This window comes from Achromobacter sp. B7, assembly GCF_003600685.1.
In the GTDB taxonomy this organism is placed as follows: Bacteria; Pseudomonadota; Gammaproteobacteria; order Burkholderiales; family Burkholderiaceae_B; genus Achromobacter; species Achromobacter spanius_B.
This window is the reverse complement of record NZ_CP032084.1, coordinates 4,197,626-4,223,927: the sequence shown is the minus strand read 5'-3', so window position 1 is coordinate 4,223,927 and position 26,302 is coordinate 4,197,626. Positions and strand designations below refer to the sequence as shown.

Here is a 26,302-nt window from a genome sequence, read left to right as displayed (position 1 = left end):
CTCGCACCAACCCATCCCCGCGGCATTGTCTTGCCGGGGTTGGCGAGCCCTGTTGCCAGGACACGGTGTGCCGGGTTCTGGCAGTCATCAAGGCTTCGGCGGCATATCGCGCCCGCGGCGTATCCGCAAACCCCATGGTTCACCGCGTCGCCTTTTCAGCCGCCATATTCATCTTCACAAAAGGAATACGCATGAAGCGCAGTATCGTGACATCCCTTGCCGCCTCTGGCTTGCTGCTCGCCGCATTCGCGCCGGGCGCCAGTTTCGCCGCCGGCGGTACCGTCAACTTTTTTGGCACGATCAGCGACGTGACGTGCGACGTTGAAGGCAGCGCGGGCGGCGCAAATGGCGTCACCGACGTGCCTTCGTTCGGCACGGTCAATCCCGCGGACGTCGTGAATGGGTCCGCGCCCGAACGTGACTTTCAAATCAAGGTGCACGGCTCTGCCGACTGCACGGATGACACCAAGGTGCGGCTGCAATTTCATGCCAACCACCCGAACGTCGACAAGGTGACGGGCAACCTGAAGCTGGTGGGCGCAGACCCGGCTGCCGGCGTGCAGATCCAGATCCGCAACAACCGCAGCGAAGCCCCCGCCAACACCACGCCGATCCGGCTGGGCATCACCGACGCCAACCCGCAAGTGGCCGAGGTCAAGAACAATCAGGCCATCCTGTACTACTCGGCCAAATACGTCCCGCAGGATCCCTCCGCCACTTCGGTCGGCATGGGTGGTGGCGATTCCTTCGTGACCTACACGCTGCGCTATAACTAAGTTCGGCGACCGCAATGAACACGATCATCGGGGCGCTTGCCCGCCATGCGTTCACGCGCGTGCTATCGCTCGCTTTGGTCCTGTGCGCCTGGGCGTTTCCCGCCCAGGCCGCATTGGTCTTGCAAGGCACGCGCCTGGTCATCAAGTCCGACGCGCGCGATGCCATCATGATTGTCCGCAACAACGGGGCAAGCCCCGTGCTGGCGCAAAACTGGATCGACGACGGCAAGGAAGGCGTGCTGCCCACCGATTTGCGCCTGCCGTTCGTGTTGACGCCGCCGATCATGCGAATCGAACCCAACAGCGCGGCCAATATCCGCATCAGCTACACCAAGGAACCGCTGCCGTCCGATCGCGAGACCCTGTTTTATCTGAACGTCGTGGAAACGCCACCGCGTGATCCAGCCACCGTCAACGTGCTGCAATTTTCCTTTCATACCCGCATCAAGATTTTCTTTCGGCCCGCCACGCTGCCCGACGAGGCCGCGACGGCGCCCGACAAGCTGACCTGGAAACTGGTGGGCGGCGCGGGCGGAAAGCGCCAGCTTGAAGTCACCAACCCCACGCCGTTTCATGTGTCGTTCGCGCGTGTCGGGCTGGTGTCGGGCGGCAAGACGATAGCCGTGGATAACGGCATGGTTGCGCCGTTTGGGCAAACGAACTTTGCGCTTTCCTCGAATGCGGCTGGCCTGCAAAGCGCGAAATCCACCGTCCAGTACGAAGCCATCAACGACTTTGGCGCACGGCGCGAAATCAACAAACGCTTGCTGGACTGAGCGCTTTACCTGGCCCTTGTCGCGGGAGTTTCTCCGGTTTGATCAACGTTCGACTTGCGCGACCTTCGGTTCGCCATCCTGTTTTCACGCCTGTCGGGGCGCGGCGACGCATGCGTCCCTGGCGGCGCACCGGCCGCTGCTTGCTTGCGGCCGCCTGCGCGGTCACGGCCAGCAGCGCGGCGGCGCAAGACGAAGTCGCAATTTTCGACCCCTACATGCTGATGCAGGAAGTGGGCGGCGCCACGATCGACACGCGCCGCTTTCAGCGGGTGAACTTTGCCGATCCCGGCATGCATCGCCTGGACTTGTATTTCAACGGGCAATGGCGCGGCGTCGACGACATCGAGTTTCGCAATGTGCCCGGACAAGACAGCGCCGCGCCCTGTTACGACGCATTGATGCTGGAGCGTGGCGGGCTGGACCTGGGCAAGGTGTCGCGCGCGGATGGCGTCGAGCCGCTGCCCGAGGTGCTTGCCTGCGACGACCTGGGTCGGTATGTGCCCGGCGCAAAGATACGGGTCGATATGGCGCAGCTGGCCCTGTACGCGACGTATCCCGAGTATCTCCAACGGCTGGCGGCGTCCAACCGCTACGTGGACCCGTCGCAGTGGGACAGCGGCATCACGGCCGCTCGGCTGAACTACAACACCAACGTCTTCAGCACCGAAAGCAATGGCCGCCGCACGACGCGGGGCTACGCCGGTATCAATGCGGGGCTGAATCTGGGCGCGGTGCGGTTGCGGCACAGCGGCTCGGCGTCCTGGTCGCAGACCAGCGGCGCGCGCTATCAAGCCAATTCCTATTTTCTGCAAACCGATATCCCGACCTGGAAGTCGCAGTTGCTGGTGGGCGAAAGCTCAACCAGCGGTGAACTGTTCGACGCGGTGTCGTTCCGGGGCGTGCAGCTGGGCAGCGACGACCGCATGCTACCCGAGACGATGCGCTATTACGCGCCCATCGTGCGCGGCACGGCCAACAGCAACGCGAAAGTGTCCGTGTACCAACGTGGCTTCCTTATTTATGAGACCACCGTGGCCCCCGGCCCCTTTGCCATCGAAGACGTGCGCGCCGCCAGCTACGGTGGCGATCTGGACGTGCGCGTGACGGAAGCCGATGGCAGCTTGCGCAGCTTTGTGGTGCCGTTTGCCACCATCGTGCAGCTGTTGCGCCCGGGTGTGACGCAATACAGCGTAACGGCGGGCCGCGCGGCCGACCCCGGCTTGCGCAGCAGCTCCCGGTACGTGTTGCAGGGCACGCTGAAGCGCGGAGTGGGCGACTCGGTGACCGGCTACGGCGGGATGGCGTTTACCGACCACTATGGCTCGGCGCTGCTGGGCGCCGCCATGAGCACGGCGATAGGCGCCTTTGCGTTTGATATGACGGGCGCGCGTGCGAAGTTGCCCTCGCGGGAATCGCGCGCCGGGGCCAGCTACCGGCTGACCTATAGCCGCGACCTGCCCAACAGCGGCACCAACTTTTCATTATTGGCCTACCGCTATTCGACCAGCGGTTACCTGGGATTGCGCGACGCCGTGGCGCTGGGCAACCTGCCGCAAAACACGCGCTACCAGAACGATGGCCGCATGCGCAGCCGCTTCGACCTGAACGTCAGCCAAAGCCTGGGCGGCAGCCTGGGCAGCCTGTATGCGTCGGCGTCCACGGCCAACTATTGGAAGCAGGCCGGCAACGACATGAACTTCTCCGTGGGCTACAACAACGACTGGAACGATGTGTCGTATTCCATTGCGCTGCAACGCGTTCACGGCGCCAGCTCGGACTATTGGGGCGGCGGCAGCGTCAAAAGCACGCAGATGACGCTTAACGTGGCCATTCCGCTTGGCCGGGCGACGTCATCGCGCGCAACGCGCGTCAGCGCCGTCTACACCGCCGACAGCCGCGAGGGCGCGCGCGTATCCTCCAGTGTCAGCGGCGCGCTTGATGATGCCGGCGCGGGCTCGTATTCCTTGTCGGCGTCGCACAACGGCCGCACCAACGCCAATTCGGCGGACGCGGGCCTGGGCTACAACTTTCCGCAAGCCGCGGTGTCGGCCAGCGTGGGGCAAGGGCGCGGATATCGCCAGGCGTCGTTGAACGCCATGGGCGCCATGGTCTTGCACAGTGGCGGCCTGACGTTGGCACAGACCCTGGGCGAAACGGTGGCGCTGGTGCAGGCCAAGGACGCGCAGGGTATGCGGGTGGGATACGGCTTGAACCGCGTGGACGCGGCTGGCTATGCCGTGGTGGGCAGCCTGAGCCCGTACCGCTTGAACGCCGTGGACGTGGACCCGGCGGACCTGCCCGCCGACATCGAACTCAAGGCAAGCTCGCTGAACATCGCGCCACGAGCCGGGGCGATCATCAAGCTGGTCTACCCGACGTTGCGCGCTCGCCAGGTGCTTATTGTGGGCAAGCTGGAAGATGGGTCGCCGTTGCCTTTCGGCGCCGAAGTCATCGACCCGGACACCGGCGTGGCGGTGGGCGCGGTGGGGCAGGGAAGCCGCATCGTCATGCGCGCGGAAAAAGACCGTGGCACGGTACGCGTCGAATGGGGAGAGGGCGACGGCGAACGTTGTTTTGTTGAGTACGCATTGCCTGACCGCGCGTTGCGGGGCGACAGCGCTTACGACATCCTGGAGCGGGAATGCGTGCAGGCGGCGCAGGCCGATCCGCCCTCCACGCCACCTCAAGGCGGCGTCGGACCGCTGACGCTCCGATGAGCCGGCCGCGCGCATGGGGCCGCTGGCGATTCGCGCTGGTGCTTGCCCTGACGGCTGCCTGGTGCGTGTTGTGCCCTGGGGGTGCGCGGGCCGATCTGGTCGTGACCGGCACGCGCTTCATCTACCCGGCCACGCAACAGTCACTGACCTTGCGCACCGCCAATACCGGCCAGCATCCCATCCTGGTGCAAAGCTGGCTGGACACCGGCGACTTCACCTCGGACCCAAGCTTGCAAACCGTGCCATTCCTATTGACGCCGCCGGTGTACCGACTGGACCCGGGGCAGCGCGCGAGCCTGTTGCTGCGGCACACGGGAGAACGCCTGCCGTCAGATCGCGAATCCGTGTTCTGGATCAATTTCCTGGAAGTCCCCGCGCGGGATCGCACGCAAAACAACCTGCTTCAGCTGTCGTATCGGCTACGCATGAAAGTGCTGTATCGGCCCGACGGCCTGTCGGGATCCGCCTACGAAGCTATCGGACAGGTGTTGTGGACGTATCACGCGGCGGATCACGAAATCGAGGCCGTCAACGCGGCGCCGTATGCGGTGTCGCTGGCGCGGCTGGAGCTGGACACCCAGGAAAAGCCCGGCGCGTTCATCACACTGATGGGGCTGACCGTTGCACCGCTGTCCCGCACGCGCTTCCCGTTGCCCCAGGGGGCGACGCCCCGGGCAGGCAAGGACGCACTGCGTTACCAGGCCGCTAACGACGACGGCGACATCATTGAAGGCCGGCTGGCGCTGGGCCTTCGGTAAGGCAATACCAACACCCATGCCAACCGGGGGGCTATCGCCGGGCGGCAGGGCAGGGCAAGGAGATCGAGATGCAGCATGAACGATGGCGCCGCCCGCGGCGTTGGAAAGGATGGGGTGCCGCAATGGCGATAGCGGCGGTGCTGGCGACAAGCGCACAGCCGCGATGGGCGTGGGGCGCCGACGCGGTGATCGCGGCAGCGGACTGCAAGAACGACGTGATCTTCGGCCAAGGGTGGCGGCAAGTTGAGCCGTTGACGACGCAGTCGCAAATTCACCAGGTGCTGTACGAAAGAGTGGCGCCGCTGGCAATCACGTTTTTGGTGGCAAGGCTGCCTGGCATGACCGAGCCGCACAAACTGTTCACCACCGGGATGTGGCGCAATCCGACGTACCTGGCCGAGGGCATTGTCGCCACCAACGTGGCCGGCATAGGCATGAGGATCATCTATCGCGACACCGTCATCGCGTTGGATCGCGTCTCGTTGGTTATAGACGCGGCGGACCTCAACGTTGGCGTCGCCGGGCTGGGTGGGATGCAATACATGCCGTTTGTCCAGCAGTTGGTGTTGATGGCAAGGCCGGAAGATCTGCCTCGCGACTTGAAGGTAACGGGGGTAGCGCCCCATACCGCGTTGGTCCTGGAGATATTCACGAACCGCGTCGGTGCTACCAAGCCCGGCCAGGTCGGCATCGTCCCGCCTACGTGGCAACCGCCACCCCAGACGATTCCTCCCGGGCTGAAGCTGTGCGCCATGAAGGCCGTGTATCAGGGCAGCCAGATTCTGGAGATCGGAGCGGGGGGGACGGTACCCGGCATCGATATCAAGCACCAGTGCGACGCCGGCGCGCATCAGGACATCAGGGTCGACATGCCCCCCGCCTTTGTCGCGGACTTTCCCGTTGAAGGCGCGACCGCCGCGCCGAAACCCTTCAACATCCGGCTGAATAAATGCAGCGCGCTGGCGCGGCCACAGGTCAAGTTCCGGGCAAGAAGCGGCCTCGTTCCGGGTACCGATACGGTCCTGGCGCTGCACGGCGCGAACGCCAAGGGCGAGAAGCCGGCCCGGGGCATCGGCATCATCGTGGTGGATGCGCAAGACCGACGTGTGCGGTTTGGGCCCGTCGGCGGCGCCTATGGCCCTGACTATGCAATGACGCTGATGGACGGTAGCGCGCAACTGTCGTTGGCCGCCCGCTACATCCGCACGGCGCGTGACCGCGACGACGTGCAAGGAGGCGTGGCCAATGCCGCTGCGGAATTCACGTTCGAATTTCCCTAGGTATCGCATCAGTCCGCGAAGCCGACGCATCGCGGCCGCAAGAAAAGGTGGCGCAGTCCTGTCGGATGGCGCCACCTTCGTCATCGCACCATCGCGGCCTACCAGACCGTACCGGTGTTGCGGCCCACCAAGGCGCCGCGCGTTTGCAGCAACCACTGGCCCCACCAGTAATTCACGCTATTGCGCGCATGCGACTGATGGACCAGCCCTTCGTTCACACCGACCAGGCCGCCCATCGTGACGTGCAGGCCGCCGCTGATGTCACCGTGCGCGGTGCCGCCCATGATCTCGGCGGTAACCAGATTGCGGCCTGCCAAGCCGCCTATCCGGCTCTTGTATTCTCCGCGTACGGTGCCGTTCGCGACGGCATGTTCAATACTGCCGCGGTTCACGCCGACCAATCCACCCACGTCGCCCCGATCCCGCCCAGAGACATTGCCCCTGGCTTCGGTATGGGTCAGCTTCCCGTTGTTGTACCCCACGAGTCCGCCAACGGCGCTGTGATGGCCCCCGCTGGTTTGGCCGTATGCGGTGGCGTTCTCGATCATGCCGCCGTTGTATCCGGCCAGCCCGCCCACGGAAAAAGCCGAGCCGCTTTGCACTTGGACGCGGCCGTAGGCGGCGGACTTGGCGATGATCGCCTGGTTGGCGCCGACCAGGCCACCAAAGTGACCATTGCCGGATTCGCCGCTATGGGTGACCGAGCCACGTGCTTGCACGTTGTAGAGCGCACCGGCCGCGTCGTTATAGCCGGCAAAGCCACCGGCGTGGACGTTGCCCGATACCTGCACGGCGACGTTGGCCACCGAGTCGCTGATGAAGCCCCCGTTGTTGTCGCCGATCATGCCGCCGACGCGTCCGCCCGTGGCACGCAGTGTCGAAGCCGTGACGCTTGATCGGTCGATCGTTCCGCCATTGCTGCGGCCGATCAAACCGCCGACCGCGCCGATACCCGCGCCCAGGTCGGTCATGCGCGATCCCGTCGCATGCACGTTGGTGATGGCGCCGGAATTGGTGCCCACCAGCGCGCCGGCGGCCTTGTCGATCGATCGCGCGCCTTTGGCCGTGGTGACGGATATGTCCGACAGATTCAGGTTGCGGATGTTGCCCGAGGACTGGGCGAACAGGCCCGCGTGGTTGTCGGCGTCGACCTCGAACTTGCTTAGCGTGTGGCCCATGCCCTCGAATTCGCCGGTGAATACGTTGTGGTCATCGCCGATGGTGGCGACTTTGCCGCCCGCCTCAAGGCTCTTGCCCAGCGCATAGCGCCCGGCCAGATCCTTGTTCATGGATTCCCACTGGCTGATATCGTTGATGACGTCATAGCGTCCCTGGCGGGTTTCGTAGGTGGTGCCCTTGCCGCTCAGTTCGATGGTCACGCCGTTGTTCAGGTCGAAGTCTGATCTTGCAATCAAGGCCAGCGCCGCGTTGTCGCCTGCCAGCGTCATGCGGGCATTGATGCGCAGATCGCCGCCCAGCGTCTTGGCGGCCAGGCCCGCGCCGTCTCCGTGGGCGATTACGGGGGCGTTGAACTCTACGTCCCTGGCGGCTTGCAAGGTCAGCGACGTGGCGCCATTCCACTGCACGGGCGCGTTGATCGCGACGTTGCCGTATGGGCTGATCAGCGCAACGTTGGTGGTGGCCAGGTTCTTGTTCAGCACGCTGGCGGACAACGTGGCGCCCGTTTCGGAGTCGTCCCCGGCAACGTTCACGTTGTGCGCTGCTATCGACAGCAGGCCGGTTTGTCCGGGCGCGCCGCGTGTGTCGATGTCGGCGTACGGGTGGATGGAGGGGGATTTTGCGATGACGGATATCGTGCCGCCCGCCATGGTGTCGCCGCCCGTAGCGGTCAGGCGTCCACCGACCTGGACATGGCCGAAGTTGCCGCCGTCCAGAACGATGGTGCCGGATTTTCCGTCCAGCGAGTTGGCTTCGATCACGCCACGATTATTGACGACGAGGGCCGACATGGCGTCTTTGGCCGGCCCCTTGAGCAGTACCTGCCCGCCATGCGCGCGCAGCAAGCCGGTAGTTTCTATCAAGGGGTTCAAGGTGGCCCCTTCCACTTGCAGGTCTATCAACGAATTCCCGGCCAAAGACACGGTTATCGTTTTGCCGGATGCCAGCGCGACGCTGCCCCGGTCCGCCTGGATGCTGCCGTAGCTTTTGATATTGTCGGCGACCAGGATGACACTGCCGCCACCATGGGCGGTGATCGAGCCCAAGTGGGTGATGCCGGCGTTGCCTGCACCTGTCAGTTGCATTGGGCCTCCACTAAGAAAATCGTCGTGGCTGACAGGCTTGCTCGAGGCAAGCAGGCTTCCTACGTTTACCCGCGACGATTGACCGAACACGATCCCGTTGGGATTGATCAAGAATACGCTGCCGTTGGCGCTGATCTCCCCCCGGATGTCGCTGAAGAAGTCGCTTAGGACCTTGTTCAGCACGACGGATTCTCGGCCGGGCTGGTTGAAAACCACGTGCTTGCCGGGGCCCACGTCAAACCGATGCCAATCGATGATCAGCTTGTCCGTCTTTTGATTGACCCGCATGGTCTTCTTGTCGGCATCCACGGTGATGTCGACAGCGCCAAGCTTGACCACCCCGTCCTTCGGAAAATCCTGAGCATGGACGATGCCAACAACGCCCATCAGCGCCACTGCGACCGCGACCCGCCGCAACGCGCCCGGCGGTTTGCCGCGCCGGCGCGCGCCTTCACCGGCGGCGACCCAGCCTCCGCGTGGTTCGCTCCACACCAATGCAAAAGTCTTGTTCATGTTTTCCTCTGGGAAAGTGCGACGCGGCGCGCTTGTGGCGCGCCGCGTCGCAGGTGGGTAAGACTCAGAAGTAGCGGGTGGCCTGCACCCAGAATTGGGGTTGGCGGTCCGTTTTTGCGGCGCCGCTGCCTTGGCGCCAGGGCCACGCGGCGCTGACATTGACCAGGTGCTGGGCACCGCCATGCGCCACGCCCACGCCGAACGCACTTAACGATTGACGGTTGGGTTCCGCCGTCCATGCACGTTTGTTGACCTGGACGGACCCGGTGTCCACGAACGCCGAGAACTGCAAGCCGGGCAAGGGCAAGTAACGCAGTTCGCCCGTGGCCTGCCAGCCCTGGTCGCCGCTGGCGGCGCCCGGTGCGTAGGCGCGCACGCCATACGGGCCGCCCAGGCTGAATTTCTCGGAGCTGTCCAGGTTCTTGCTGGACCATTGCGAGCGCATGCGCGCAAAGAACTGAACGGGACCCGATATGCGTTGCAGCCGGCTCATTCCAAGGTTGAACACGCCGAAGCCCCCGCCGGCGTGCTTGACGAAGCGATCGTCGCGCCGCTGGGCGTCGTCGCCAAAGCGCAGGTTGCCGCGCGACACCGCCAGACTGACGCCGTTGCTGGCGCCGCCCCCCAGCGTATCGTTCAGACTGGCGTTGACGGTGGCGGTCCATAGGCCGATGCGTTGCGCGCGCGACAGATTGAAGTAGTCGTAGTTGTCGCGCAGGCGCTTGTGTTCGTACTGGAGCGTGGCCTGGACGTTGGCGTCGCGGCCGCGCAGCAGGGTTTGCCGCAGGTAGGCGTTGGTGTTCCGCGCTTGGCCGTGCGCCTCTAGCGCGGCGAACTCGCGGCCCAGCTCGTAGCGCATGTTGGAAGCGCCCGCGCCGATGCGGGTGGACCAGGGGCCGACGGGCACCTGGAAATCAAGATGGTAATAGCGCTGCCGACGGTCGCTGGACAACAGGCGCACGTCGAACTGGTCGCCCAGGCCCAAGGGGCTGTTGATGCTGGCGGCCGCGCTTAAGCGATATTCGCCGGTGTAGGCGCCGCCATAGTTGTCGGCGTCGATGCTGCCCGCGATCCAGGGGCCGGGCTGCGCGTTGACGATCAGGTCGGTCTCGCCCGTGACGGCGCCCGCGCGCAAGGTGCCGATGGCAACGACACCGGGCAGGTCGTTCAGGCGCAGCAACGCGCTGTCCAGATCCGCGCCTTGCACCGCCGTGCCGGGGGGCAGGGCGTCAAGGATGGGGCTTAACGCACCATCGCGCGTGCGCGACGCGTTGTTCAGAATGACCTGACCGTACAGCCCTTCCATGACGCGGATGCGCACGACGCCGCCGTCGATCTGCTGCGGGGGCAGGTAGGCCCGCGCAAGCAGGTAGCCGTGCGCGTGGTAGTGCTGGGAGAGGCGGGCGGCGGCGGCGCGCAGCCCTTCCAGGCCCTGATGGGTTCCGATCACATCAACCAGCAGCGCCTGCAACGTTGCGTTGTCGTAGACATCGTTGCCTTCCAGCTGGAAGGCATGCACCAACACGGTGGTGACTTTGCCGGATTCGGTGTCTGAGTCGGGCGCGGGCATTGCGCCGGCCGGGCCGCCTGGCAGTTTCAGCGCGGGCGCGGGGGCGGCGGGCGGCGGCGCGGGGATGGTCGATTCCAGATCGCGGAGGGAACGACCGGCGTCGGGGATTTGCGCAAGGGCGGGTCGCCCGCAAAGCCATGCCGCGGACAAAGCGGCAACGATCGCCAAATGGGGAATGGGCAGCATCGAACCACTATACGAATGGCGACGCACTCAATCTTTACGACGAGTCTGAATTCCTGATGTGACGATTACGAATTTCAAGAACTTGCGTCGCCGCGTCGCGCCCTTGGCGGCGTCAGGACGACTTGGCTTCCTTGGCCATTCGTTGGCAAGACGCGCCAAATTCCAACAGGGCATCACCAAGCTGCTCAACAATGGCGTCCAGCGATAAGGCATGGCTGATGGGTGCCGCGCAGGCTTCGCTGAGCACGGAACACAGCCGACTCAGTTGCGCGTCGCCCGTCATTTGTGCCGCGCCCTTGATCCGATGGGCAAGCTGGCGCAATGCGGGTCTGTCATCGCGTGCGTGCAGTTCGCAAAGGCGCAGCATATCGATGTCGTTGGCCTTGACGAACGCGTGCGCCAAGGCGCGGACGCGGGCCGGATCGGCACCGGTCAAGTCCGTGATGGTGCGCACACGGCGTTCATGGCGCCGTTGCGCCGTACTCGAGGCAATGGGCGGACGGCCGCCGTTTGTAGGGGGCGACGCGCCATTTGGGCTTGCGGGTCGCGCAGGGTCTTCGTTGTTGTTTTTGTTCATGGGCTTGCTGACTGGGCCTGTTTCACCGCGCACCAGACGACGATAATCGCGAAACCTGGCCCGGCGTGATGGGGATACGTCCGACTCATGCGCCGGAACGTTGCGCATCGGATACTTTCGTAGTATTCCTATTCTCTTATTGGCTGTACGGCAGCACTATATCGGTCTATCGATATAGTGGCTTCACACGGCGTACACCCATGCAAATCTGCCGATGAAAAAAAGAACTTGCTTGCGTCGGGCGCTATTCCCGCGTGCAAGGCTATATGTTGCCCGGGGGCTCCCGATGTGGAAGAGGGAAATGCAGCAATGTCATCACGATACATTCGCGTGATCGTCGCCGACGACCACCCCGCCGTGGCGCTGGGGGTCAGCTATGAATTGGGGCTGGACCCGGCCATCGATGTCATCGGGTGCGCCGAAAACTCCACCGATCTGGTCGCGCGGCTTGAAACCCAGCATTGCGACGTGGTCGTGTCGGACTACACCATGCCCGGCGGCAAGTACGGTGACGGCCTGGGCCTGATCGCGCTGTTGCGGCGTCGATACCCCGCGCTGCGCGTGGCGGTGCTGACCATGATCGACAACCCCACGCTGATCCGCGCGTTGCTGGCTTACGAAAATCTTTGCGTACTGAGCAAATCAGATTCCACCAGCCACATCATCAACGCCGTGCACGCCATGTACCAGGGCAAGACCTACTACTCGCCGACCATCAAAGAGATGATCGTCAACCAGGCGTTTGTGCTGGGGCGGGCGCGGCTGACCAAGCGCGAAGCCGAGATCGTGCGCCTGTTCTGTGCAGGCGCCACCGTGACTGAAATTTCGCAGATGTCGCATCGCAGCGTGCAGACGGTCAGCTCGCAAAAGCGCAGCGCCATGCGCAAGCTGGGCATCGAACGCGACGCGGATCTGATCCGGTACGGCGCCGACGCCGTTCAAAGCCAACTGGGCGAAGGCGGCTTCCCCGCGCTGCCCCGGCCGGACAAGCCAACCTGGAGCTCGGCCTGAGCTCAGGCCGAAGCCGGGGCAGGCAAGCCGGGCCGAAGCATGAATTGCCTTCGGCGACGGCTTCAGCCCTGAAGCCGCCTTGCTGTCAGAAGCCGACGGCTTGCCCGTCGCGGCGCGAATCCGACGCCGCGATATAACCGCCTTGGGGCAAGCGGCAAATCAACTGCGCCGAGCCGAATTCCAGGCTGTCCACGGGCGCCACGGCCACATTGTGACCACGGTCGCGCAGCGTCTGCACCACGTCTTGCGGCAGATGCGATTCCACATTCACCACCGGGCCCTTTTCAACACGGAAGCGCGGGGCATCGCTCATTGCCTGCGGGTTCTGTTTGAACGCGGCCAGACGCGTGACCATTTGCAGGTGGCCCTGCGCCTGCATCGATCCGCCCATCACGCCAAACGACATCAACGGCTGGCCGCCACGCGTGACAAACGCGGGAATGATCGTGTGCATGGGCTTTTTGCGCGGCGCCACCTGATTGGCGTGGCCGGGCGTCAGCACGAAGTTCAAGCCCCGATTGTGCAGGCTGATGCCGGTGCCCGGCACGACCACGCCGGAACCGAAGCCGTGATAGTTGGACTGGATGAACGACACCATCGTGCCGTTCGCATCGGCCGTGGTCAGGTAAACGGTGCCGCCGGTGGCGGGCGTGCCGGCGGTGGGTACGCTGGCACGATCCATCGAAATCAGTCGTGCGCGTTCGGCCAGGTAGGCGCGGTCCAGCAGCGCCCTGGCGTCCGTGCGCATGTGGCGCGGGTCGGCCACATGGTGATGCAGGTCGGCGAACGCCAGCTTCATCGCTTCGATGCTGACGTGGTAGTAGTCGGCGCTGTCCACACCCATGCCTTCCAGGTCGAACTGTTCCAGCATGCCCAGCGCCATCAGCGCGGAAATGCCTTGGCCGTTCGGCGGAATTTCATGCAGTTCGACGTCGCGGAACGATTGCGAAATGGGAGCGACCCATTCCGGACGATGCTCGGCCAGGTCCGTGGCGCTGAGAGCGCCGCCCGTCTGGCTGGCAAAGTCGGTGATCTTGCGGGCGAGTTCGCCCAGATAGAAGCTGTCGCCGCCGCTTTCCGCAATGGCGCGCAGCGTCTTGCCCTGTGCCGGAAAGCGCCACCATTCGCCTGCTTGCGGTGCGCGGCCTTCGGGTAGAAAGGCCTCGGCAAAGCCGGGCTCGTGCGCCAGCTTGGGCGCTTGCGTGGCCCATTGGCGCGCGATGGTCGGCGACACGGGGAAGCCTTCTTCGGCATAGCCGATGGCGGGCTCGAACAGTTTGGTGAAGGGCAGCTTGCCGAAGCGGTCGGACAGCGCCTTCCAGCCGGCCACCTGGCCGGGCACGGTGACGGTGCCCCAGCCGGTGCCGGGCATGGCGTCGCGGCCGTTGAAGAAGTCCGGCGTCCACGCGGCGGGCGCGCAACCGCTGGAATTCAGGCCATGCAGTTTGCCGTCGTGCCAGACCAGCGCGAACATATCGCCGCCGATGCCGTTCATGACGGGTTCGACCACCGTCAGCGCAATCGCGGTGGCAATGGCGCTGTCAACGGCATTGCCACCGGCCAGCAACATGCGTAGCCCCGCCTGCGCAGCCAGCGGCTGGCTGGTCGCGACCGCGTTGGCGGCCAGGACCGGCATTTTTCGGGAAGCGTACGGAAAAGACCAATCGAAGGAGGGGGACATGGATGCTGGAAACTCGTGGTGTAAGGGTTACTGCGGGGTGATGCCGGCTTGGTCGATCAACTGCTTGGTGCGCGGAATTTCGGCCTTGATGAAGGCGGCGAATTCGGCGCGGCTGCCGCCACGCGGTTCGGCGCCCGCTTCGGCGAGCTTACCGCGCAATGCCGGATCCGCCAGCACCTTGTTGACGGCGCGGTTCAGCTTTTCAAGAATCGGCTCGGGCGTGCCTTCGGGCGCGACCAGGCCATACCAGGGGGCGATGTCGTAGCCCGCGTAGCCTTGTTCGGCGATGGTGGGGATGTCCGGCGCCAGCGAGGAACGCTTCGAGTTCGACATGCCCAGCGCCAGCAGCGAACCGCTCTTGACCTGCGGCAGGCCCGTCATGATGGTGTCGAAATACATCGATACCTGGCCGGACAGCAGGGCGGGGATGGCTTCGCCCGCGCCCTTGTACGGCACGTGCAGGATGTCGATGCCGGCAATGGACTTGAGCATTTCGCCCGCCATGTGCGACGTGGTGCCGGTGCCGAACGACGCGTAGGTCAGCTTGCCCGGATTGGCGCGCGCATAGGCCACCATTTCGGGCAGCGTCTTGAAGGGCTGCTGCGGATTGGCCAGCAGGATGTTGGGGGTGTAGGCCACCAGGGACACCAGCGCGAAGGCGTCCGGGTCATAAGCCAGACGCTTCTGCAGGAAGCGGTTGGTGACGACAGCGGCCGGGCCGCCCATCAACAACGTGTAGCCATCCGGCGCGGAACGCGCCACCGAGGCGCTGCCGATGGCGGCCGCGGCGCCCGGGCGGGCTTCCACGACAAAGGGTTGGCCCAGTTCGGTGGCCAGCGCGGCGCCCAGCTGGCGCGAGATCAGATCCGTGGCAGAGCCGGCCTGGAACGGCACAACAATGCGCACCGGGTGCTGCGGCCAGTCGGTGGCGGGCGCGGCGGTTTGTGCGCCGGCCTGGGCGGCGAAAGCGGCTACGGCCAGGCCGGCCAGCGTCCGGATGAGACGAAATTTCATTGGATTCCCCTTGATCGCGTAATGGAAAGCTTGGGCTTGCCGGGCGGGTCTGTTGCCCGTTCCGGCGCGTGACAGGCCTTGCGACGCCGTCCGCAAGCAATTAGACGGGACCGTGCCCCGGCCGACCATTAGTATTTGCATCCATGGATCACTGGATCCAGTTTGTGTTATTTTTGCGTTTATCTATCATGGCGGCTTTCCAAGCCCGGGGACGACAATGCTGCAATTCCAGAAGACAGCGATCAGTGCCGAAGACGAGGCTTATCTGCACCTGCAACGCGAAATCCGCCTGGGCAACTATGCGCCCGGCCAGCGCCTGGTGCCGGATGTGGTCGCCACCGAAATCGGCACCAGCCGGATGCCCGTGCGCGGCGCCCTGCGGCGGCTGGCCTCGGAAGGCCTGGTCGAGATCCGGGCCAATCGGGGCGCCGTGGTGCGCGGACTGAACCAGCAGGAAATGCTGGAAGTGTTCGAGATGCGGTCCGTGCTGGAAGGCCTGGCCGCGCGCAATGCCGTGCTGCACATGAGCGCCGAGCACGTCCGCCGCCTGACCAATATGCTTGAGCAGCTGGACCAGGACGCAAGCGACGATCTGGACTGGACGACCGCGCACCGGGAGTTTCATGAATACTTGTGCAGCTTCTGCCACAAACCGCGACTGCTGCGCCAAATTTCGGAACTGCATTCGGTGGTGGAACCTTATATGCGCTTGTGGGCGGCGCAGCCCGGCCGCGTACTGCGTGTGCGGGAATCGCATCAAGAACTGATCGACGCCCTGCAAACGCGCGACCCCGCCCGTTGCGAAGCAGCCATGCGCCAACACGTGTTGAACACCGTGCCCGCGTTGCAGGCGTTCCTGGAAAAGAAGGCGTAACACCGTCTGGCGTTGCCTGCCTTGGCGACGCAATGGGCGAATGCCCGCTTACCGAACGAATTTTTCGGCCCCGCAACGTGATCCCCGCTTATAGCCAGGAGTAATATGTTGCGTCCGGCCGGCCCCTGGCCACCGGCAAGAACACGCCGATTCGTGCCGCGTCCTTCTCACCCGTGTCGATAGCGGATTTTGTCCGCGCGTTCCCTGCGGTGTCTGCAAGCCCTGGCGCGCCTGCGGCTACAAGAAGACATCGAGGAGACGGTTGTGAACAAGCAAGAGTCGGGCGGCTGGTATTTCGGCTGGAACATCGTCGGCGCCGCCGCGGTTCTTACCCTGTTGACGGTGGGCCTGCGCATGGGCATCGGGCCTTTTTTCCTGCCGATGGCGGACGGGCTGGGGTTTTCGCGCAGCCTGCTGTCGGCCATCGTGGCGGTGGGCATGCTGTGCTACGGGCTGGCCATGCCGCTGGCGGGTTACCTGGTCAGCGTGCGCGGCACGCGCTTCGTGCTGCTGACCGGCACGGCCATCGTCGTGGCGTCTTCGCTGTGGACGGTGTTCGCGCGTGGCCCCATTGAGTTCCTGCTGTCCTTCGGCGTGGCCTTGTCCGTGGGCCTGGCGTTTACCAGCCCCGTTGCATTGACGCCGGTCATCAGCCGCTGGTTCACGCGCCAGCGCGGCATGGCACTGTTCTTTTTGTCCACCGGGTCCATGGCGGGCATCGCCTTGATGACGCCGACGCTGACCTTTGCGATCGCGGCCGTGGGCTGGCAGGAAACCCTGCTGGCCTTCGCCGTGCTGTTCGCCTTGCTGACCGTGCCCGTCGCGCTGTTCATCATGCGCGACAACGCGCCCGAACACACCGACCTGCTGCCTCACCAGATTCCCGATCGAAAAGTGTCGGCCGCTTCCTCCACGCCAGGCAAAGCCCCCGCGCCGAATGTGCGCGACGCGTTGCGCACCTTGCCCTTCTGGCAGGTGGCGCTGGGCCTGTTCGCCTGTGGCTACAGCATGAACCTGCTGGGTACGCACGGCATGCCCATGCTGATGGACCACGGCTTTGACGCCACCACCAGTTCGCTGGGCATCGGCTTGATCGGCCTGGTTGCCATCTTCAGCACGCTGGTGCTGGGCCGCATGTCCGACCAGGTTGAACGGCGCAACATCCTGGCCGCCATCTACCTGGTGCGCGGCCTGGGGTTCTTCGCCCTGGTCATGGTGGGCGCGCACTGGGAACTGTATGCGGCGGCCACCATCGGCGGCATTGTGTGGGCGGGCAGCATCGCCTTGTCGTCGGCCATTCTGGCGGACGTCTACGGCATCCGGCTGGTCGGCGTGCTGTACGGCCTGACGTATCTGGGCCACCAGGTGGGCGGCATGATCAGTTCGTGGCTGGGGGGCTGGGCGTTCGACACGTTCCACACCCACTGGGTTGCCTTCGGTTCGGCGGGCGTGCTGCTGTTGATGGCCGCGGCCATCTCGCTGCGGTTGCCCGGACGCGGCCTTGCGCCCGCCCCGGCAACCGTGGGACGCTGACCTAGCGGTCTTTCAGCAACGTCACCAGTTCGGGCACGTAGCGTTCGCCACCGCCTTGCGTGACGGCCTGGTCGAACGTGTGCTGCACGGCGGCGCCGATCTCGCGCACGGCGCCGGCCTCGGCTGCCATGGTGTTGTAGTAGGACAGGTCCTTCTGCGCGTTCGACATGAAAAAGCGCAGCGACGACGGGTCCTGTTCCAGCAGGTACGGCTTGATGCGTTCCAACGCCACGCCGCCGCCACCGCCCTTGCTCAGGACTTCCGCGAACACCGCCGGGTCGATATCGGAACGCAGCGCGCACGCCGCTGCTTCCGACAGCAGCGCGACGACCCCCAGCGACACGTAGTTGTGCAGCAGCTTCATGCGGTGCCCGGCGCCGATGGGGCCGGCATGCGTGATGTTTTCGGCAAAGCAGGCCAGGATCGGCTTGCATTCTTCAAACAGCGCGGCGTCGCCGCCCACCAGCAGGTTCAGCCTTCCTTCGGCGGCTTCCTTGGGCGTGCGCGTCATCGGCGCATCCAGAAAGCGGCCACCCGAATCCGTCACGGCTTGCGCGACCTTGATGGTGGACGACGGAATCGCCGTCGAGCAATCGATGATGACGGTGCCTGCGCGCAGCCCTTCCAGCACGCCGCCTTCGGCCAGCAACACGGCTTCGACCTGCGGGCTGCCCGTTACGCACAGGATGATCACATCCGACTGCGCCGCCAACGCCGCGCCGCTGGTCACGCTGGCCGCGCCCGCGGCTTTCAATGCGTCCAGGGGCTGATTACCCGGATGTTCAAGCACCGTCAACGCATGCCCGTGCTTGACCAGATTGCTTGCAATGCCATGGCCCATAAGGCCGATACCCACCATGCCGACTTTCGCCATCGTTTACTGCTCCTGCCAGGTATAGGAATGTTGTGGCGTAAATCTTACTCTTAGATTTCCACCGGAACGAAGCCCGTCCGCGCTTGGGCGGTGCCCGGCCCGCGATACGCCCCGCTTCGTTCGCTGCGCGTACACCTCTTGCCGCCGGCCATGTTCGCCGGGGCCGGCTTTGCGGTACTTTCAGCCATCCAATGTCGGATTGCCATCGATTTTCCCGCCATGACTGAATCCATCCCCGAAGGTTTTGCGCCGTGGCGCCCCAGCAGCCCGTTCATGACCCATCTGGCCGACCTGGGCGCGCTGTACCGGCGCGACACGGACAACGTGCTGGCGCTGCGCGTCAACCACGCGCACACCAACATGCACGGCATGGCGCACGGCGGCTTGCTTGCCACCTTGGCGGATAGCGCGCTGGGCTTCACCATTGCCGAACAGGCGCAAGTGTCGATCGTGACCGTGCAGATGTCGGTGGAATACCTTAGCGCCGTGCAGCCTGGCGACTGGCTTGAAGCCCATGTGCAGATCGACAAGCAGGGCAAGCGGCTGATCTACGCCCATTGCTTGTTGCGGGTCGACGGCCGCGTCATGCTCAAAGCGAACGCCGTGTTCGCCGTGCGCGCCGCGCCCTCGCCGGTGTCGGACGGCTAAGCGTCCGCCGCGCGTTGAACGCTGTCGAACGCAGCGTTCGAAACATTCAACTCCTCGTGGGACGAGGGCGCGAACATAATTCTCCGAAAGCAGTTGAATCACGGAGACACTATGCTTCACAACGCCCTCTGCGACATCAAGGTCGTGGACCTGTCGCGCATTCTTGCCGGCCCCTGGTGCACGCAGAACCTGGCCGACCTGGGCGCCCAGGTCATCAAGATCGAACACCCGACGCGCGGCGATGACACGCGCGGCTGGGGGCCGCCCGACTTGCGCGCCGACGACGGCAAGGCGGCCATGTCGGCCTATTTCATGGCGTGCAACCGTGGCAAGCAGTCGGTCGCCATCGACTTTGCCTCGGAGGCGGGCGCGGCCCGCGTGCGCGAACTTGTCGCCGACGCCGACATCCTGGTTGAGAACTACAAGGCCGGCGGCCTGCGCAAATACGGCTTGGACTACGCGGCGCTGGCGCGCATCAACCCGCGCCTGATCTACCTGTCCATTACCGGCTACGGCCAATCCGGCCCCATGGCGGACAAGCCGGGCTATGACTACGTGTTCCAGGGCATGGGCGGCTTGATGAGCTACACCGGTCAGCCTGACGGTACGCCCGGCGCCGGCCCCTTGCGCACCGGCGTCGCCGTGGTGGACCTGATGACGGGCATGTATGCCACGACCGCCGTGTTGGCCGCCTTGCGCCAGCGCGACCTTACGGGGCAGGGCATGCCGCTGGACATCTGCTTGCTGGATGTGGCCGTGGCCATGAACGCCAACCAGGGCGCCAACTACCTGGCGTCCGGCGTGGCGCCCCAGCGCAGCGGCAACGCGCATCCCAATTGCGCGCCCTACGAAGTGTTCGCCTGCGCCGATGGCCATTTGATTCTGGCGATTGGCAACGACGCCCAATTTACGCGTTTCTGCGGTGTGGTCGGTCATCCCGACTGGGCACTGGATACGCGCTACGCCACCAACAGCGCGCGCCTCTTGCACCTGGACAGCTTGCGCGCGCAAGTGGCGCAAGTGCTGGCCGGCGCGCCGCGCAAGCATTGGACCGACGCGTTCGACGCCGCGGGCGTGCCATGGGGGCCGATCCACACGCTGGACGAGGTCTTTGCGCATCCGCAGGTGCGCCACCGCCAACTGGTCCAGGCCACCGTGCATCCGGTGCTGGGCGACATGCGGCTGGTGCGCAACCCCTTGCTGGCCGGCTCGCCCGCCAACGCGTTGGGCGCCGCGCCGCCTTTGCTGGGCGAACACACCGACGCGGTGCTGGGCGCGCGGCCCCGCGCCATGCCGGTCGGCCACACCGACGCCGCGCCGGGCCGTCCACCCACGCTTTGAAGACCTGATTCATCCCGAGGAGACAACAATGACAATCATCAAAAAAATACCGCTTGCCATGTTTTTTGCGGGCCTTGCCGTACCCGGCCTGGCCGCCGCCGAGTATCCCGACAAGCCCATCCGCCTGGTGGTGCCGTATGCCGTGGGCGGCACCACTGACATCATCGCGCGCGTCGTGGGCAACAAGCTGGGCGCGCAGCTGGGCCAGTCCGTCATCATCGAAAACAAGCCGGGCGCCGGGGGCAGCATCGGGTCCGCCTACGCCGCCAAGCAGCCGGCCGACGGCTACACCCTGGTAATGGCCGTGGAAAGCTCGCACGCCGTCAACCCAAACGTCTATGCCAAGAGCCTCTACGACCCGGTCCAGGACTTTGCCCCCATCAGCAACCTGGCGGACGTACCCAACGTGCTGGTCGTGAACCCGGCGTTGCCGGCGCGAAATCTGACGGCGTTCCTGGCCTTGCTCAAGGCCGATCCCAACAAGTACGCGTTCGGCTCATCCGGCAATGGCGGCTTAAGCCACATGAACGGCGAACTGTTCATGAAGACGACGGGCACGCGCATGCTGCATGTGCCGTACAAGGGTCTGGGGCCCGCGTTGAACGATCTGGTGGCCGGGCAGGTGCAGGTCGTGTTCGACAATATTCCGTCGTCGTATCCGCTGATCCAGGCGCAGCGCATCCGCCCCTTGGCCGTGGCGGCCCGCGAACGGCTGAAGGTGTTGCCCGACGTGCCGACCTATGCCGAAGCGGGGTTGCCCGCCATGAACAACCCGTCATGGTTCGGCCTGGCCGCACCCGCCGGCACGCCCGCGCCGGTGTTGGATAAATTGAACGCGGCCGTACGCCAGGCCCTGGCGGACCCGGCAACGGTGGACGCCATCGAAAGACAGGGTGCCGTGCCCAGCCCGATGTCGCGCGACGCATTCCGCGCGTTGATCGCGCAGTCGTACGGGCATTGGAAGACGGTGGTCGAAGACATCAAATTTCAGAAAATGCAGTGACCGGAGCGCTTGTGAACACCATGAATCTGTCCCTTCCCCACGCCGACGTCCGCATTGACGCGGCCGGCATCGCCACGCTGACCATGCAGGACGCCGGCGTGCTGAACATCTTGAGTACGCCCGTCATCAATGGCCTGCGGCACGCATTGTCCCAGTTGAGCCACAACAAGGCGGTGCGCGTGCTGGTGCTGCGCGGCGCGGGCGACCGCGCCTTCGTGGCGGGCGCCGATATCGCGGAAATGGCCGCGCTGGATGCGTCCAGCGCCCAGCGCTTCATCGCTAATCTGCGCGACCTGTGCAACGCCGTCCGCCACTTTCCCGTGCCCGTCATCGCCCGCATACCCGGCTGGTGCCTGGGCGGCGGGTTGGAGTTCGCGCTGGCTTGCGACTTGCGCATCTGTGCCGACGAGGCGCAGTTCGGCATGCCCGAGGTCAAGGTCGGTATCCCCTCCGTGATCCACGCGGCGCTGATGCCGCGCTTGATCGGGGCGGCCCACAGCGCGTGGATGCTGTTGACGGGTGAACTGATCGACGCGCGTCGCGCACAGGACTGGGGGCTGGTCAATGCCGCCGTGCCGCAGGCGCAGCTGGACGAAACCGTCTACAAGCTGGCGCAGAGCTTTGCCGCGCTGGGGCCGGAGGCTCTGCGTCAGCAGAAGAAGCTGTTGCGCCGCTGGGAAACGATGTCGGTTGACGACGCCATCGAGGACAGCGTGGGGGAATTCGGCGCCGCGTTCAATACCGGCGAACCGCAGAAGTTCATGAACGAGTTTCTGGCCAGCAAGCGGCGCGGCAAGGGTTGAACTGGGGTGAACTGCGCTGGGCCGGCCTGAGCTGGGTTGAGCAGGGGGGGGGATCAGTCCAACCCGCCGCGCGTCGCTGCAACGATCGGATCGTCCAGCAGATACTCGGCAACCTGCTCCACGAAGGGTGACAGCGGCACGTTGGCTTGCGTCACCAGCGTCAATTCACGGCGCGCCCAGGGTTCGCTGATGGCCACCGCCGCAATGCGCTGTTCACGCAGCGCGGTGGCCGCAACGCTGCGCGGCACCAGCGATACGCCCACGCCGGCCTGCACCATGGACAGCACGGCGTCGAAGGTGTGCACGTGGATGCGCACCTTGGGCGTCTTGCCCGCCAGCTTGGCCATGTCGCGCAGGAAGATGTAGTTGCTGCTGGCACGGCTCATGCAGACAAAATCCAGGTCCAGCACCGCCGGAAAGCGCACCGGCGAATGCTGCGCCACCGGGTGGTTCGGCGGCGCTGCGATGATCAGTTCGTCGATGGCATAGCGCACCGCCTGCACGCCGGCCGATTCGGCATGACCGGCAAATATGCCGATATCCGCTTCCTGTCCCGCGATAGCGGCCTCGATCGTGGTGCTGGACCGCTCTTCCAGCAGGATGTTCACGTTTGGATTGGCCGACAGAAACCGGCTAAGGCTGGGCACGATGAAGCCGTTGAGCGAACTGCTGTTGGCAAACAGCTTGACGCTGCCTTTCAGGCCACTGGCAAAGCCGCTGACTTCGCCATGCATGCGTTCTACGCCGGCCAGCAGCGACCGCACGTGCTTGAGCACAAACGCGCCTTCCGTCGTCAACTCCATCCCGCGTGCTTCGCGCTTGAACAGCGGCACGCCCATCGCCGCTTCCAGATTCTTCAGGCGGTAGCTGGCGGACGAAGCGGTAAGGTGCACCGTATTGGCGCCGCCGGAAAGGCTTTGCGCCTCGGCGATGGCAAGGAACAGGCGCAGGTCGGTCAGTTCATAACGCATCGTGCAGGAAAGTTCGGCGGTGTTGGGGGTGGCGCGTGTGGTTGGCGCGTGTTGTTGAAGCGTGTTGTCTAGGCGTGTTGTTGACGCGTGTTGTCGAAGCGTCACAAATACGGGGTAGCCAGCCAGATGACCTTGTTGCGCAGCCGTTTGGCAAACGGCGCCCGGGCCAGGGTATCCAGCGTTTCCGGTTTGGCATGATCGATCAGCGCATCGATGCGCTTGCCGATCCAGCGCGCCACGTCCGGGTCATAAATTTCGGTGTCCAGCTCGAAGTTCAAGCGCAGGCTGCGCGGGTCCAGGTTCGACGAACCGACGTAGGCCCAGGCGTCGTCCACCGTCATCAGCTTGGAGTGGTCGAACGTGCCCACCGCCCGCCACACATGGCAGCCCGTGCGCACCACCTGGTCCAACTGCGCCGACATGGCGTAGTCCACCAGCCGCAGGTTGTTCTTGTCGGGGATGACGATGTCCACCCGGATGCCGCGCCGCGCCGCGGTAGCCAGCGCGCCGATCAACGTCTGGTCAGGCAGGAAATAGGGCGACTGAATGCGCACGTGATGCTGCGCCACCGCCAGCGCGCCCAGCAGCATATTGTGTGAGCTGCCCAACGCGCGGTCCGGGCCCGACGGCACGCAGCGCATCGGCACGTTGCCAGTCGGCGGCAGCGCGTGCGGGTCGAACCACGGGCGCGCGGGCAGCGATTCGTGCGTGGTGAAATTCCAATCGTGCGCGAACACCGACATCAGCTGCGTCACGATCGGCCCCTCCATGCGGAAATGCGTGTCGTGATTGACGGCCTTGCCCGCCAGCGCCGTCACAAACGCCGCCCGCACGTTCATGCCGCCCGAAAAGCCCACGCGTCCATCGATGACCAACACCTTGCGGTGGCTGCGCAGATTGGCATAAGGCATGCGCAGCACGCCCAGCGGATTCGTCATGAAGCGCGCCACGGGCACGCCGCCGCGCGCCAACATGCGCACGATGGGCGGACGCGAATACTTGGAACCGATGGCGTCGATCAACACACGCACCTGCACGCCGCGCCCTTGCGCTTCAATCAGCGCCTCGGCCATCTCGCGGCCGATCTCGTCGTTATCGAAGATATAGCTTTGCATCGCGATGGCGCTACGCGCTTCGCGTATGGCCTGCATCATGGCCGGATAGGCTTCGTCCCCGCCGTCCAGCGGCTGCACCGCATTGCCACCCAACAGCCGAAACCGGCTGACGCGATCCCCCAGTATTTTCAGCGACGCAAACTGCGCACCGGATACCGCCGCCACATCCACCGGCAGGGTATCCACCTGCTCGGCATCCACCACCATGGTCTCGTCGCGCAGCTGCGACACCCGCGTCTTGCGGATGCGATTAATGCCGGCCACAAAATAGAAGAGGGCGCCAAACAAGGGGGAAAACAGCGCCACCCCCACCCACCCAATCGCCGCCCGCACATCCTGCTTGGTCATCGCGGCATGCACCGCCGCGCCCGTCCCCGCCACGATGCTGATGGCAAAGACCAGATGAGGCCAGTAATCGATCAAAATTGCGTGTATGCGATCCATAGCAATGACGTGAAAACCAGCCTTGGGAAGTGAGCCATGCGGAAGAATAGCAAGGTGCGTGGCATTGGCAATGCAAAGGCAAAAGCGGGCTTTTGACACGCAGAAAAAATATGCTATAGTTCGGCCTCTTCGTTGTTGAGCTTCTTTTGAAGCACGGCAAAGAAGCACCAGAGGTGGCTGTAGCTCAGTTGGTAGAGTCCCGGATTGTGATTCCGGTTGTCGTGGGTTCGAGCCCCATCAGCCACCCCAAAGAATTCCTTAGAAATCAGCCGCTTAGAGCGGCTTTTTTCTTGCCTGTCGAATTTGAAATGGTGGCAAGATCTGGATTTGATGGCATGCTTGAGGCGCTGCACTTTATGCTCATGGCACGCCTGGCGTCCAAACCCGTTGCGATGTTCCTGCATGTACCTCGGCACTGCCACCCAGTCGGCTATGGAGGCGACTACGTTACCGCGCAACAGCCTGACAACAACGTCTCCGGAAAGCGCAGATTATTCGACTTCCTTTGCATCGGCATCTGTCCCGCGCGTGGAGCGATCTTGGGTCACGTCGGTGCGGGCGCTCCGGCCAAGTCGCTCCAGCGCTAGTTGCAGAGCGGATGGCGGGTCTTGAGGCGGGGGCGTCTAATCTGCACGGTGCGACGTGCTCGGGATCGCGGTACGCCCATCGGATCGGATGGGAGTGCCTGAACTGAGCTTCGGGTTGAGCGGTCAGGACGCAAGGTCGTGGCGGCAGGGAGCCGGGAATAAAGCAGCAGTCGCTTCAAACGAAGTTGATATGTTCGCAATAAACGAGGGGACTATGCGTTGACAGCGCAGTTCACCGTTTGTTTCGATCTGGGCAAGGGTGAATGAGAGGCGAAGCGAGTTCTATCTGTGCTTGTTGGAGTGCACGATACGCGGGGCTGATCGTGGTCGGACGGTGTTATTCCGTCTGATATGATTGCCTCGATATTTAGGGGATATGTCGTGGAATTGATCGGGAAAACTGTCAAGCTAAGGTATGCCAACATTGGCGACGCAGAGTTCATTCATAGTCTTAGGGTGGATCCCCTAAGAAACAGTCATGTTTCTGCAGTCGCCGGCGGCATTGAGAATCAGCGCAAGTGGCTGGAAACGTATAAATCCCGAGAATTTGCCGGCACGGAGCACTATTTCATCATTGAACTTGAGGGGAACGCTATTGGGACTGTCAGGATCTATGACATCCAAGGCGACTCATTTTGTTGGGGATCCTGGATGATGAAGCCAGGCGCGCCCGCTTCATGCGCGATGGAATCCGCAGTCCTGATCTATGAGTTCGCCTTCTACAGTTTGGGGTTTGCAAGATCTCACTTTGACGTGAGAAAGGCAAATTCGAGAGTAGTGGCATTCCATCAACGCTTTGGTGCCTCAATCGTGCGAGAGTCGGATGTCGACTTTTTTTTCGATTACCCGAAGAGCGCGTATGACAAGGTGCGTACGAAGTATAAAAAATTTATAGCAGCCGACAGGCCAGCATGAATTACTGTAGCCCCTCCGTGTTCTTGGGGCTTCTTCGATAGCCAGACGTATACAGCCGTTGTGTGTGCTGT

The 26,302-nt window shown here is 64.1% G+C and carries 21 protein-coding genes and 1 tRNA gene; 14 read left to right on the top strand and 8 right to left on the bottom strand.

The genetic code is table 11. From position 1 onward, the window contains the following. Positions 1–191 precede the first annotated feature (191 nt). The 5 genes from DVB37_RS19050 to DVB37_RS19030 all read left to right on the top strand — a co-directional run bounded on the left by DVB37_RS19050 (position 192) and on the right by DVB37_RS19030 (position 6,307). Positions 192–776, top strand: coding sequence for a fimbrial protein (locus tag DVB37_RS19050; protein ID WP_120156450.1), 585 nt, complete (start codon positions 192–194; stop codon positions 774–776). Positions 777–790: 14 nt separating this feature from the next. After that, entirely contained in the window at positions 791–1,552 is a 762-nt protein-coding gene (locus DVB37_RS19045) for a molecular chaperone (RefSeq protein ID WP_120156449.1), read from the top strand. A gap of 110 nt (positions 1,553–1,662) precedes the next feature. After that, positions 1,663–4,269 (top strand): fimbria/pilus outer membrane usher protein, encoded by a 2,607-nt coding sequence (locus DVB37_RS19040; protein WP_240433929.1) that lies wholly within the window; start codon positions 1,663–1,665, stop codon positions 4,267–4,269. After that, positions 4,266–5,027 carry a molecular chaperone gene (locus DVB37_RS19035; RefSeq protein WP_120156448.1) on the top strand — a complete coding sequence of 254 codons (762 nt, stop codon included), beginning with the start codon at positions 4,266–4,268 and terminating at the stop codon, positions 5,025–5,027. The genes DVB37_RS19040 and DVB37_RS19035 overlap by 4 nt, the downstream gene beginning before the upstream one ends. A 122-nt stretch (positions 5,028–5,149) precedes the next feature. Beyond that, positions 5,150–6,307, top strand: a complete 1,158-nt coding sequence (locus DVB37_RS19030) for a fimbrial protein (RefSeq protein WP_120156447.1) — start codon at positions 5,150–5,152, stop codon at positions 6,305–6,307. A 98-nt stretch (positions 6,308–6,405) separates the two neighbouring features. Here DVB37_RS19030 and DVB37_RS19025 read toward each other — a convergent pair whose 3' ends face one another. The 3 genes from DVB37_RS19025 to DVB37_RS28410 form a co-directional block, all read right to left on the bottom strand. Continuing rightward, entirely contained in the window at positions 6,406–9,084 is a 2,679-nt protein-coding gene (locus DVB37_RS19025) for a filamentous hemagglutinin N-terminal domain-containing protein (protein ID WP_162941342.1), read from the bottom strand. A gap of 64 nt (positions 9,085–9,148) precedes the next feature. Next, the gene (locus DVB37_RS19020) at positions 9,149–10,654 is read right to left on the bottom strand and encodes a ShlB/FhaC/HecB family hemolysin secretion/activation protein (RefSeq protein WP_162941247.1); all 1,506 of its coding nucleotides are present in this window, start codon (positions 10,652–10,654) and stop codon (positions 9,149–9,151) included. 298 nt (positions 10,655–10,952) lie between these two features. Then, positions 10,953–11,294, bottom strand: coding sequence for an Hpt domain-containing protein (locus DVB37_RS28410; RefSeq protein WP_046806005.1), 342 nt, complete (start codon positions 11,292–11,294; stop codon positions 10,953–10,955). A 432-nt stretch (positions 11,295–11,726) separates the two neighbouring features. Between DVB37_RS28410 and DVB37_RS19010 the strand changes: the two genes are divergently transcribed. After that, positions 11,727–12,428, top strand: coding sequence for a response regulator (locus DVB37_RS19010; protein ID WP_046806004.1), 702 nt, complete (start codon positions 11,727–11,729; stop codon positions 12,426–12,428). 85 nt (positions 12,429–12,513) lie between these two features. Here DVB37_RS19010 and ggt read toward each other — a convergent pair whose 3' ends face one another. Beyond that, positions 12,514–14,109 carry a gamma-glutamyltransferase gene (ggt, locus tag DVB37_RS19005; protein WP_120156443.1) on the bottom strand — a complete coding sequence of 532 codons (1,596 nt, stop codon included), beginning with the start codon at positions 14,107–14,109 and terminating at the stop codon, positions 12,514–12,516. Positions 14,110–14,136: 27 nt separating this feature from the next. After that, positions 14,137–15,123, bottom strand: a complete 987-nt coding sequence (locus DVB37_RS19000) for a tripartite tricarboxylate transporter substrate binding protein (RefSeq protein ID WP_104144042.1) — start codon at positions 15,121–15,123, stop codon at positions 14,137–14,139. A gap of 217 nt (positions 15,124–15,340) precedes the next feature. Here DVB37_RS19000 and DVB37_RS18995 point away from each other — a divergent pair, with 217 nt between their 5' ends. Together DVB37_RS18995 and DVB37_RS18990 are read left to right on the top strand one after the other, a co-directional pair. Then, positions 15,341–15,997, top strand: coding sequence for a GntR family transcriptional regulator (locus DVB37_RS18995; RefSeq protein ID WP_104144041.1), 657 nt, complete (start codon positions 15,341–15,343; stop codon positions 15,995–15,997). A 264-nt stretch (positions 15,998–16,261) separates the two neighbouring features. Further along, positions 16,262–17,530, top strand: a complete 1,269-nt coding sequence (locus DVB37_RS18990; RefSeq protein WP_046806000.1) for an MFS transporter — start codon at positions 16,262–16,264, stop codon at positions 17,528–17,530. Between the two features lies 1 nt (position 17,531). On the opposite strand, the gene DVB37_RS18985 is transcribed toward DVB37_RS18990, so the two are convergent. Next, the gene (locus DVB37_RS18985) at positions 17,532–18,404 is read right to left on the bottom strand and encodes an NAD(P)-dependent oxidoreductase (RefSeq protein WP_104144040.1); all 873 of its coding nucleotides are present in this window, start codon (positions 18,402–18,404) and stop codon (positions 17,532–17,534) included. Positions 18,405–18,623: 219 nt separating this feature from the next. Here DVB37_RS18985 and DVB37_RS18980 point away from each other — a divergent pair, with 219 nt between their 5' ends. The 4 genes from DVB37_RS18980 (at position 18,624) to DVB37_RS18965 (ending at position 22,199) form a co-directional block, all read left to right on the top strand. Continuing rightward, positions 18,624–19,052: a PaaI family thioesterase gene (locus DVB37_RS18980; protein ID WP_046806026.1), complete on the top strand. Its 429-nt coding sequence runs from the start codon at positions 18,624–18,626 to the stop codon at positions 19,050–19,052. Between the two features lie 111 nt (positions 19,053–19,163). Further along, positions 19,164–20,393 (top strand): CaiB/BaiF CoA-transferase family protein, encoded by a 1,230-nt coding sequence (locus DVB37_RS18975; protein WP_120156442.1) that lies wholly within the window; start codon positions 19,164–19,166, stop codon positions 20,391–20,393. 28 nt (positions 20,394–20,421) lie between these two features. Further along, positions 20,422–21,396 (top strand): tripartite tricarboxylate transporter substrate binding protein, encoded by a 975-nt coding sequence (locus DVB37_RS18970; protein WP_162941246.1) that lies wholly within the window; start codon positions 20,422–20,424, stop codon positions 21,394–21,396. A 20-nt stretch (positions 21,397–21,416) separates the two neighbouring features. Continuing rightward, positions 21,417–22,199: an enoyl-CoA hydratase gene (locus tag DVB37_RS18965; protein WP_120157573.1), complete on the top strand. Its 783-nt coding sequence runs from the start codon at positions 21,417–21,419 to the stop codon at positions 22,197–22,199. Between the two features lie 53 nt (positions 22,200–22,252). Here the strand turns inward: DVB37_RS18965 and DVB37_RS18960 are convergent, their stop codons facing one another. Continuing rightward, complete coding sequence (locus DVB37_RS18960; protein ID WP_120156441.1) at positions 22,253–23,170, bottom strand: LysR family transcriptional regulator; 918 nt, start codon at positions 23,168–23,170, stop codon at positions 22,253–22,255. 101 nt (positions 23,171–23,271) lie between these two features. Further along, entirely contained in the window at positions 23,272–24,729 is a 1,458-nt protein-coding gene (locus DVB37_RS18955; RefSeq protein WP_120156440.1) for a phospholipase D-like domain-containing protein, read from the bottom strand. Positions 24,730–24,902: 173 nt separating this feature from the next. Between DVB37_RS18955 and DVB37_RS18950 the strand changes: the two genes are divergently transcribed. Together DVB37_RS18950 and DVB37_RS18940 are read left to right on the top strand one after the other, a co-directional pair. Beyond that, positions 24,903–24,978, top strand: a tRNA-His gene (locus tag DVB37_RS18950). A 719-nt stretch (positions 24,979–25,697) separates the two neighbouring features. Continuing rightward, on the top strand, positions 25,698–26,231 hold the full coding sequence (locus DVB37_RS18940; RefSeq protein ID WP_205571575.1) for a GNAT family N-acetyltransferase: 534 nt from the start codon (positions 25,698–25,700) through the stop codon (positions 26,229–26,231). The last annotated feature ends 71 nt before the right edge of the window (positions 26,232–26,302 follow it).